The following is a 9463-nucleotide window of genomic DNA, read 5'->3' on the forward strand; positions in this document are numbered from 1 at the left end:
TGCCCGTCCCGGCCGCGCCCGTCCCGGCCGTGCCCGTCCAGGACGTGGCCGTCGACGACCACCCGCGACCCGACGGCGGGCAGCAGGCCCGCGAGCGCCCCGAGCGCGGACGACTTGCCCGCGCCGTTCGGGCCGAGCAGGGCGACGACCTCGCCGGGGGCCACGTCGAGGTCGAGGTCGAGAGCGAACGAGCCGCGGGTCACCCGCAGCCGAGCGCTCAGCCCGCCCTCGCTCACCGCGCCCCCGTCGTCAGCCACCGGTCGCGCAGCAGCGACAGGACCCCGACCCCGACCGCCAGCAGCAGCAGCGAGATCGCGACGGCGCTCTCGGGGTCGCTCTGCTGGGCCAGGTAGACGCTCGTCGGGAGGGTCTGGGTGCGTCCGGGGAACGTCCCCGCGAAGGTGATGGTCGCCCCGAACTCACCGAGGGCCCGGGCGAAGCAGAGCACGGCTCCCGCCGTGACGCCGGGGGCGACCAGGGGCACCGTCACCCGCCGGAACGCGTACCAGCGCGACGCCCCGAGCGAGGCGGCCGCGTCGTCGAGCCCGCGGTCGACGCCGCGGAGCGCCCCCTCGACGCTGAGCACGAGGAACGGCATCGCGACGAACGTCTGCGCGATCACGACGGCGGCGAGCGTGAACGGGATCGTGATGCCGAGGGCGGCGTCGAGCGGGCGGCCGAGCAGGCCGTTGCGCCCGAGCAGGTAGAGCAGCGCGATGCCGCCGACGACCGGCGGCAGCACGAGCGGCACCGTGACTACTGCTCGCAGCAGCCGCCGCCAGACGACCGGCCACGCGTCGCTGGCCGTCAGCAGCCACGCCAACGGGACGCCCAGCAGCAGGCTGATCGCGGTCGCGAGCAGCGCGCTCGTGACCGACACCCGCAGGGCGTCGAGCACGCTCTCGCTCGCGAGCCGCTGGCCGAGGGTCGACCACGGGGCACGCACGAGCAGCGCCACGGCCGGCAGCACGAGCAGTGCCAGCCCGACGAGCGCCGGCACGAGCACGGCGACGGGGAGGCGCCGGTCACGCAGCGGGCCGCGGTCGAGCGGCCGACGCGGATCGCGGGGGAGACGCCGGTCTCGGGGGAGGCGCCGGTCTCGTCGACCGGTGCGGTCGCGCCGGTCGGGGAGCAGGTCCACGGCGACCGGGTCAGCCGACCCGGAAGCCGGCGTCGGCGAGCGCGTCCTGGCCGGTCGACGACAGCACGAAGGCGAGGAACGCCTCCGCGAGCCCGGGGTTCGGGGCGTCGGCGAGGCGGGCGGCCAGGTACGAGGTGGTCGGGGTCGACGCGTCGCCCACCTCGATCCCCTCGACCGAGTCGCCGGCCGCCGCGACGTCGGTCTCGTACACGAGCGCGGCGTCGACCTCGCCGAGCTCGACCTTCGTGAGGGCGCTCTTCACGTCGGGCTCGAGCGTCGCCGGCGTGACGCCGACGCCCTCGGCCTCGAGCACCGTCGCGGCGAGCGCGCCGCAGGGCACCTCGGCCGCGCACAGGGCGACCTCCACGTCGGGGGAGGAGAGGTCAGCCAGGGAGGTGACGTCGCCGGGGTTGCCGGCGGGCACGGCGATCTCGAGCGCGTTGCGCGCGAACGTGGCGGGCTCGCCCTCGGCGAGGCCCGCGTCGGTCACGATCTGCATGGTGGCGGCGCTGGCGCTGAAGAAGTCGTCGACCGGCGACCCGGCGACGATCTGCTGGGCGAGTGCCGAGCTGCCGCCGTAGCTGATCGTGACGGTGCTGCCGGGGTTCGCGGCCTCGAAGTCGGCGGCGAGGGCGTCGAAGGTCTCCGTCAGGGAGGCGGCGGCCAGCACCGTGATCTCGCCGGTCGCCGCAGCGGGGCTCGCGACGGGGGTGCCGGAGGCGGTCGGGTCGTCGGCCGCGCCCCCGGAGGAGCAGGCGCTCAGCACGAGCAGCGCGGCAGCGCCCGCGGCGAGGACGAGGGGCCGACGGGCGAAGGGCGTGCGGGCGAAGGGCGTGCGGGCCGAGGAGGCGCGGGTGCGGCGTGCAGGAGTCATCGAGCGGTCTCGCTCTCGGCCTCGGCCGGCGCGGTCGCCGTCTCGCCCAGCCGCCCGAGCGTCACGCTCACGTTCGTCGCCTTCGCGCTCGCGACCACGGGGCTGCCGACCTCGAGGCCCAGCTCGTCGGCCGCCTCCCTGCTGATCAGCGACACGACCCGGAACGGTCCGGCCTGGACGTCGACCTGCGCCATGACCGTGTCCCGGACGATCGCCGTGACGATCCCCGTGAACCGGTTGCGCTCGCTGACGACCGCGCCCGAGGCGTCGCCTCCTGCACCGCCGCGAGGAGGCGCGGCGTGCGCCGCCTGCTCGCTCGCGACGCGGGCCAGCTCCGAGCCGACGACCGCGAGGCGTCCGCCGGGGCCCGGCACGAGCTCGAGGCGTCCGGCCTCGGCCCAGCGGCGGACGGTGTCGTCCGAGACGCCGACCAGTGCGGCGGCCTCGCTGACGCGGTACAGGGTCTCCGGCATGCGTCGATCCTACCGGCTTCGTTCCGCTGCTGCGGCGTCAGTCGGAGATCGCCGCCGCACGTGAGCGTCCACGGCTGACGAGTCGTCGCAGTCGACGGGCGTCGGAGACGACGACGTCCCCCAGCCGCTCGGACCAGCCCGGCCCGGCTCGCCAGATCGACACGAGCAGGATGACGAGCACCGCCGTCGCCAGCGACGCCCGCTGCAGGGCCATGTACGGCTCGAGCTGCCGCACGAGCAGGGCGAGGGGGATCGCGAGCCACTCCCACCGGCCCGTCAGCGCGACGAACGGCACGAGCAGCAGGGCGTACCAGGGGTAGCGCGGGCTGACGGCCACGAGCACGACGCCGATCATCACGAGCTGGCCGAGCCAGGGCCTGTCGACCGGGGTCTTGACCCAGACGAGTGCGGCTGTGACGGCGAGCACCAGCGCGACGACGGGCGTCGTCCACGCGTCGGGCAGGAACGCCGACATGAAGACGAACCGGGAGCCGTCCTCGTAGCCCTCCTCCGTCAGGTACCCGGGCAGGTAGCCGAGCACCTGCCAGCCGGTCGTGGCGACGTAGGGGACGTAGAGCAGCGCGAACGTGACGATCGAGGCGACGACGACCTTCGCCGGCTGACGATGCAGCAGGGCGGGAGCGGCGATCGCCGGGATGAGCTTGGTCGCGACGGCGGCGCCGAGCGCGATGCCGCCCCGCCAGCGACGGCCGGTCGCGACGAGCAACGTGGCCGCGACGACGAGCACGGCCCCCAGCAGGTCGACGTGCGAGTTGGTGATCCCCTCGCCGACGACGAGCGGGCACCAGCCCCAGAGAGCGGCCCAGCGCGGGTCGAGGCCGCGGCGGCGGAGTGTGACGACGAGCGCGACGGTCGTGCCGAACACGAGCAGCGCGCCGGTGAGCTGGAGGGGGAAGAAGCCGACCTCGGGGCCCACGAGGGCCCGCACGCCGGCGAAGTACAGCTCCGCCGCGGGCGGGTAGATCGTCGGGACCTCCGGCCGGTTGATCGCCGTGCAGACGACGTCGCCCGTCTCGGTGTCGTAGGCGCGGTGGATCTGCCGGTCGGGCTGGCTGCACCGCTCGCCGATCGTGCCGTCGTCCCGGGTGAAGGGCGCCGACTCCGGGAAGATCCAGGCGGGGCGCAGGTCGCGCAGCTCGCCCGAGTCGGGGGTGTACGCGTAGGGCGAGACGCCGTTCACCTGGACGATGCCGTCCCAGGCGTAGCGCGCGGGGTCGGTGCTGGTGTTCGGGTCGCCGGTCAGGGCCGCGCCGCCGACGAGGGCCGTGCCCGCGAGCACGAGGGCCGTGACCGCCCGGGCGGGCACCCGGCGCAGCAGCAGCAGGGCCACGACGAAGAAGGCCCAGCACACCGCGGTCCACACGACGTAGGAGGCGCGGAGCTCCTCTCGCAGGAATTCCAGCTCGAGAACGCCCCACGCCACGGACGCCGCCAATCCGGTGACGGCGACGGCCGCGAATAGAGTACGCACCTGTCCAGTCTGGTCGACGACCGCCTGGGAACCAGGACCACGCACCACATATGTGAAATGATGGCCGACATGAGACAGTTGTTGCTGACGCTCCGCACGGCCGCCTCGTCGCCGAGCCGCAACGCCCGCTCGGCGACCGTCCTCGGCCGGCTGCTCGGCGCGGCGTTCCTGATCTGCCTGCTCACCGGCCTCTACAGCCATTTCCTGCAAGAACCGGCCTCCTGGATGCGGTTCCCCACCTCGCCCGTCTGGCTCTACCAGGTGACGCAGGGCATCCACATCACGGCCGGCATCGCCTCGATCCCCCTGCTGCTCGGCAAGCTGCACGCCGTGTTCCCGCAGCTGTTCCAGCACCCTCCGGTGCGGCACCCGGTGCAGGTGCTCGAGCGCGCCTCCATCGCCCTGTTCATCTCGACGTCGGTGCTGCAGCTCGTCACGGGCCTGCTCAACACGTACCAGTGGTACCCGTGGCCGTTCCCGTTCAAGCAGGTCCACTTCGCCCTGTCGTTCGTGATCATCGGCTCGCTCGCCGTCCACATCGCCGTCAAGCTCCCGCTGATCACCCGGTACTGGCGGGCCCGCGACAGCTACGACGCCGACGGTCGGTTCGTCGAGCCCTCCGGCGAGCTCGACCCCGCGCGGGCCGAGCACGAGGCCGTGCGCGAGCTCGCCCGCATGCGCCGCGACGACGCTCCGACCTCGACCTCGCAGCTCACCGGGGGCGAGCCCTCGGCCCCGCAGCCCCGCGGGCTGGTCGGCCGCGTGACCCGCTGGATCGACGACGCCCGCGAGCCCGAGCGCGACCCGGCCCGCAGCCGCGTGTCGCGCCGAGGCTTCTTCGGCGCGATCGGCGCCTCGACCGTCGGCGTCGTCGCGTTGACCGCCGGCCAGTCCTTCACCCCGTTCGAGCCGCTCAACGCCTTCGGTCCCCGGCAGCGCGGCATCGGCCCGAACGACCTGCCGGTGAACCGGACCGCCTCGGCAGCCAAGGTGCTCGAGACGGCGATGGACCCCGATTGGACCCTCACGATCGCCCACGGCGAGCGGACGATGGCCTTCACGGCCTCGGACCTGGAGGCGATGGCCCAAGGCGACGAGCACCTCCCGATCTCGTGCGTCGAGGGCTGGAGCCAGACCGCCCGCTGGCGCGGCCCGCGCCTCGTCGAGCTGATGGCGCTCGTGGGGGCGCCGTCCGACAGATCGCTGCGCGTCACGAGCCTCGAGGAGAAGGGCGGCTACCGCGTCATGCTCATGGGCCCTGAGTACGCGAACGACCCCACCACGCTCGTCGCCCTCGAGGTGAACGGCGGTCGGCTCGACATCGAGCACGGCTACCCCGCGCGGATGATCGCCCCCGGGCGTCCCGGCGTCCTGCAGACCAAGTGGCTCAGCCTGATCGAGGTGATCTGATGACGCGCTCGTCGGCCGTCCCCGCCGTTTCCTCCTCCTCTGCCTCCGGGTCCGGCGCCACCGGGCGCGGCGTCCGCGTCGCCCGTGCCGTGCTCGTCGTCTTCGGCATCGCCCTCATCGGCCTCGGCGGGTGGGTGCTCACCGAGACGGTGTCGCCGACGCGCTACGGCGGGTTGCTCGTGTGGCTGATCGGCGCCGTGATCGCCCACGACGCGATCATCGCCCCTGTCGTCGCCGGGATCGCCCTGCTCGTCGGGCGGATGGGTCGACGCATCAGCCCCGCGGTGCTCGCGATCGTGCAGGTCGGGATCGTCCTCGGGGTCGTGCTGACGCTGGTCGTCGTGCCCGAGATCATCGCCAAGGCACGGGGGCCGAAGAACGACACCGTGCTGCCGTTCGACTACGGCGTGCGGCTGGGCGTGGCGTGGCTGGTCGTCGTCGTGCTCACGGCGCTCGCCGTGGTCGCGTGGACCGTGCTGGCCCGCCGCCGCGAGGCGCGGCGCGCGGCCTGACCCGCACGGCCTGACCCGCACGGCCTGGTGCTCCCGAGCGGTCGCGGTCTCGATCTCGATCTCGATCTCGGCTGAGGCGACGTCGAAGCGACGAACCGACGTGATCTCCCGCGTCGGTTCGTCGCCTCCGCGACGGTTCCCGGCCTAGGAGGCGCGGACGAGCCGGCAGAACGTGCGACGACCGACCGACCAGGTCTGCGACACGCGCAGGCCCGCGGCGGCGGCGTGCCGACCGAGTGCTTCGCGGCCGACCTCGGCCCAGGGGAACGTGGCGCTCGCGCGGCCCTGCTCGTCGACGACCTGGGCGTCGTAGGCGACGTCGGCCGCCGGGTCGGCCGCGGTCTCGACGACCACGGACCCCGTGGGGGCGACGACCGAGGAGGCGCGGGCCACCAGGGCGGTCGGGTCGCCGCCGATCCCGATGTTGCCGTCGAGCAGCAGGGCGACGTCCCACGTCCCCTCGCCCGGCAGGGCGTCGAAGACCGAGCCCGCCACGACGGGGAGCCCGGCGTCGACGGCCATGGCGACGGCGGTGACGGAGACGTCGACGCCGAGGGCGCCGAGCCCGCGGTCGACGGCGGCGCGCACCATCCGGGCGGGGCCGCAGCCGATGTCGAGCACGGACGACGCGTCGAGGATCGTGCTCAGGTCGGCGGCGTCGGCCCCGCGACTCCAGCGGGCGACGTCGAACGCGTCGAGGTCTGCGCCGTCGGCGGGCGCGTCGAGGCCCGCGCCGCGGCCGGTGTCGACGGAGCGCGAGCCCTGGCGGGCGGTTCCCGGGGAGCGGACGAGCTGGAGTCGCCCCTCGCGGCGGAGGGCACGGGCGTACGGCTCCGCGCCTCCGGAGCCGAAGGTGGGCTGGGGGTCGGCGGTCATGGTCACGAGAGGGTCTCCTCGGGGGCGGGCCGGGAGGCGTCGGGACCGCCTGCGGTGATGGGGTCGAGTCGGCGCAGGGCCTGCGCGAAGAGGGTGTCGGGGCCGGCGGCGGCGGCGAGCCGCGCGTCGTCGATCGTGTCGACGTCGACGAGCTCGGGCAGCGTGCGGACGCGGAGCCCGGCCTCGGCGAGCCGGCGCCGCTGATGTGCCCCGGTGTCGTCCTGCGACATCGGGACGCCGCGGAGCAGGTCTCCGGTGGGCCGCTCGAGGCCGAGCGCCCAGAAGCCGCCGTCGTTCGCCGGGCCGAACCAGGCGTCGACGTCGTCGGCCGGCTCGTCGAAGGCGGGGGCGAGGTCCGTCACCGTGAGCTGCGGAGTGTCCATGCCGACGAGCACGGTGCGGCCGTCGACCTCGTCGAAGAGGGCTCCGAGCCGTGCGTCGAGGCCGCCGCCGATCTGGTGGATCACATCGAAGTCTTCGGAGCCGGGGGGCGTTCGGTTGCCGTCGAAGAGCAGGACGCGTCGGCTCGCGGGCAGCCGGCGCACCACGGCGAGGGTGTCCTGGATCGCAGCGGCCGCCACCTCGGCGGCCTGCTCGAGGGTCAGGGGAGGGTGCAGGCGCGTCTTGACCTTGCCCGGCAGGGTCTCCTTGCAGATCACCACGACGGTCGTCATCGGCCTGCCTCCCTGAGGAGCCGCGACATGTCCTCGACGGCCCGTGCGGTGCCGCGGATCGTGCCGGTCACCTTGCTGCGGCCGACGCGCGGCGAGTACGGCACGTCGAGCTCGTGGATGCGCCAGCCCGCCTCGGAGGCGCGCAGCACCATCTCGAGCGGGTAGCCGCTCCGGCGGTCGAGCAGGCCGAGGCCGAGCAGCCCCTCTCGGCTGGCGACGCGCATCGGGCCGAGGTCGTGCAGGGCGACGCCGGAGGCGCGGCGCATCAGGTGCGCGAGCACCCGGTTCGCGACGCGGGCGTGGAACGGCCAGGCGCCGCGCGTCGTCGGCCGTCGGCGACCGAGCACGAGCTCGGCCTCGCCTGCCAGCACGGGGGCGGCGAGCGTCGGCAGGTCGGCGGGGTCCATCGACGCGTCGGCGTCGCAGAAGGCCACGAACGGTGCGGTGGCGGCCTCGAGACCGGCGTGGGCGGCTGCGCCGAAGCCGCGACGCGCCTCCTCGACGACCAGCGCACCGTGCTCGCGGGCGACGTCGGCCGAGCCGTCGGTGGAGCCGTTGTCGACGACGATCGCTCGCCAGCCCTCGGGCAGGCGCCCGAGCACCCAGGGCAGCGCCCCTGCCTCGTCGAGACAGGGGAGCACGACGTCGACCTGGGGACTGCTCATCCTGGTGATATTACGGACGCCACCTTGGGAGGGGCCGTACCCGCCCCGGACGGGGGGCGACATCGTTCGGTCCGCCCGGCCTGCCTGAGCCGGGAACCCGGGCGGGTCCGTCGAGGACGGTCCGTGGCGACGGACCGTCGGCGACGAACCCGCCCGTGCCGCCCCTCTGGATCTGCAGGTGCGGCGTCAACCGCGGACGGCCGCCCGCAGCGGGGCCGTCGCGAACTCGCGCATGCCCTCCTCGAACGAGACCGCCGGGCTCCAGCCGAGCTCGTCGCGGAGGCGTGCCGACGAGGCCGTGACGTGGCGCACGTCCCCCGCGCGGTACTGGCCGGTGACCACGGGAGCGGGCCCACCGGCCTCGCGGGCCAGCGCCTCCGCCATCTCGCCGATCGTGTGCACGGTGCCGCTGCCGACGTTGAACGCCCGGAACGAGTCGGGCTGCTGCGCGGCCGTCCAGTCGAGGGCCGCGAGGTTGGCCGAGGCGATGTCGCGCACGTGCACGAAGTCGCGCCTCTGGGCGCCGTCCTCGTAGACGCGGGGCGCCTCGCCGCGCTCGAGCGCGGAACGGAACAGCGACGCCACCCCGGCGTAGGGGGTGTTCTGCGGCATGCCCGGCCCGTAGACGTTGTGGTAGCGCAGGGCGGCGGCGCGGCCGCCGGTGCTGCGGGCCCACGAGGTCGACAGGTGCTCCTGCGTGAGCTTCGTGATCGCGTACACGTTGCGGGGGTCGAGCGGGGCGTCCTCCGCGATCAGCTGCGGCTCGAGGAGCTCGCCCTCGGCGTCGCGCGGGTCGAAGACGCCGGCGTCGAGGTCGGCGATGCGACGGGGGGCCGGCCGCTCGGTCTCGCCCGCGCTCGTGCGGTAGCTGCCCTCGCCGTAGACGACCATCGACGAGGCGACGACGAGCCGGTCGACGCCCGCCCGGTCCATCGCGGCGAGCAGCACGGCGGTGCCGTGCTCGTTGCTGTCGACGTAGTCCGGCGCGTCCTGGAAGTCGACGCCGAGGCCGACCTTGGCCGCCTGGTGACAGACCGCGTCGACGCCCACGAGCGCCGCGTCGACGACCGCCGCGTCGCGCACGTCGCCGCGGACGAAGTCGACCCGCGGGTCGAGCGTCGGGGGGCCGCCGTGCACGTCGGGTCGCAGCGAGTCGAGCACTCGCACGGACCAGCCGCGGCCCAGCGCCTGCTCCACGACGGCCGAGCCGATGAAGCCGGCGCCGCCCGTCACGAGCAGCAGCCCGGGCGACGAGGAGGCGCTGGTCGCGTCAGCGGGAGCCGTCGCCCCGGAGGCGCCCGTCGTGTCGCTCACGACGTCGCCGACCGCACGGGGCGCGCGAGCAC

At 74.6% G+C, this 9463-nt stretch carries 11 protein-coding genes; 2 read left to right on the plus strand and 9 right to left on the minus strand.

Going from position 1 to position 9463, the window contains the following annotated elements:
* The 5 genes from RWM17_RS09060 to RWM17_RS09080 form a co-directional block, all read right to left on the minus strand.
* Positions 1-236: ATP-binding cassette domain-containing protein (locus RWM17_RS09060; RefSeq protein ID WP_314102903.1), on the minus strand; the 236-nt coding region annotated here is incomplete at its 3' end.
* Positions 233-1033: an ABC transporter permease gene (locus RWM17_RS09065; protein WP_399540362.1), complete on the minus strand. Its 801-nt coding sequence runs from the start codon at positions 1031-1033 to the stop codon at positions 233-235. The genes RWM17_RS09060 and RWM17_RS09065, both read right to left, overlap by 4 nt.
* A gap of 118 nt (positions 1034-1151) precedes the next feature.
* Entirely contained in the window at positions 1152-2015 is an 864-nt protein-coding gene (modA, locus tag RWM17_RS09070; RefSeq protein ID WP_314102907.1) for a molybdate ABC transporter substrate-binding protein, read from the minus strand.
* Entirely contained in the window at positions 2012-2488 is a 477-nt protein-coding gene (locus RWM17_RS09075; protein WP_314102908.1) for a TOBE domain-containing protein, read from the minus strand. The genes modA and RWM17_RS09075 overlap by 4 nt, the downstream gene beginning before the upstream one ends.
* A 37-nt stretch (positions 2489-2525) precedes the next feature.
* Positions 2526-3980, minus strand: coding sequence for a glycosyltransferase 87 family protein (locus RWM17_RS09080; RefSeq protein ID WP_314102910.1), 1455 nt, complete (start codon positions 3978-3980; stop codon positions 2526-2528).
* A 69-nt stretch (positions 3981-4049) separates the two neighbouring features.
* Between RWM17_RS09080 and RWM17_RS09085 the strand changes: the two genes are divergently transcribed.
* Positions 4050-5390, plus strand: a complete 1341-nt coding sequence (locus tag RWM17_RS09085; protein ID WP_314102912.1) for a molybdopterin-dependent oxidoreductase — start codon at positions 4050-4052, stop codon at positions 5388-5390.
* Positions 5390-5902: a hypothetical protein gene (locus tag RWM17_RS09090; RefSeq protein WP_314102915.1), complete on the plus strand. Its 513-nt coding sequence runs from the start codon at positions 5390-5392 to the stop codon at positions 5900-5902. The genes RWM17_RS09085 and RWM17_RS09090 overlap by 1 nt, the downstream gene beginning before the upstream one ends.
* A 144-nt stretch (positions 5903-6046) precedes the next feature.
* Here the strand turns inward: RWM17_RS09090 and RWM17_RS09095 are convergent, their stop codons facing one another.
* The 4 genes from RWM17_RS09095 to RWM17_RS09110 form a co-directional block, all read right to left on the minus strand.
* A complete protein-coding gene (locus tag RWM17_RS09095) occupies positions 6047-6778 on the minus strand; it encodes a methyltransferase domain-containing protein (protein WP_314102921.1) in 732 nt (243 codons plus the stop codon).
* 2 nt (positions 6779-6780) lie between these two features.
* On the minus strand, positions 6781-7452 hold the full coding sequence (locus RWM17_RS09100) for a DUF2064 domain-containing protein (protein ID WP_314102917.1): 672 nt from the start codon (positions 7450-7452) through the stop codon (positions 6781-6783).
* The gene (locus RWM17_RS09105; RefSeq protein ID WP_123548036.1) at positions 7449-8117 is read right to left on the minus strand and encodes a glycosyltransferase family 2 protein; all 669 of its coding nucleotides are present in this window, start codon (positions 8115-8117) and stop codon (positions 7449-7451) included. Before RWM17_RS09105 ends, RWM17_RS09100 begins: the two co-directional genes overlap by 4 nt.
* A 186-nt stretch (positions 8118-8303) precedes the next feature.
* Complete coding sequence (locus RWM17_RS09110) at positions 8304-9359, minus strand: NAD-dependent epimerase/dehydratase family protein (RefSeq protein WP_314102924.1); 1056 nt, start codon at positions 9357-9359, stop codon at positions 8304-8306.
* Positions 9360-9463 lie beyond the last annotated feature (104 nt).

Source organism: uncultured Frigoribacterium sp. (assembly GCF_963515265.1).
In the GTDB taxonomy this organism is placed as follows: domain Bacteria; phylum Actinomycetota; class Actinomycetes; order Actinomycetales; family Microbacteriaceae; genus Frigoribacterium.

Excerpts from the sequence above, each read along its gene's own strand:
- modA (WP_314102907.1), bottom strand. The coding sequence starts at position 2,015 with ATGACTCCTGCACGCCGCACCCGCGCCTCCTCGGCCCGCACGCCCTTC.
- RWM17_RS09075 (WP_314102908.1), bottom strand. The coding sequence starts at position 2,488 with ATGCCGGAGACCCTGTACCGCGTCAGCGAGGCCGCCGCACTGGTCGGC.
- RWM17_RS09085 (WP_314102912.1), top strand. The coding sequence starts at position 4,050 with ATGAGACAGTTGTTGCTGACGCTCCGCACGGCCGCCTCGTCGCCGAGC.
- RWM17_RS09090 (WP_314102915.1), top strand. The coding sequence starts at position 5,390 with ATGACGCGCTCGTCGGCCGTCCCCGCCGTTTCCTCCTCCTCTGCCTCC.
- RWM17_RS09095 (WP_314102921.1), bottom strand. The coding sequence starts at position 6,778 with ATGACCGCCGACCCCCAGCCCACCTTCGGCTCCGGAGGCGCGGAGCCG.
- RWM17_RS09100 (WP_314102917.1), bottom strand. The coding sequence starts at position 7,452 with ATGACGACCGTCGTGGTGATCTGCAAGGAGACCCTGCCGGGCAAGGTC.
- RWM17_RS09105 (WP_123548036.1), bottom strand. The coding sequence starts at position 8,117 with ATGAGCAGTCCCCAGGTCGACGTCGTGCTCCCCTGTCTCGACGAGGCA.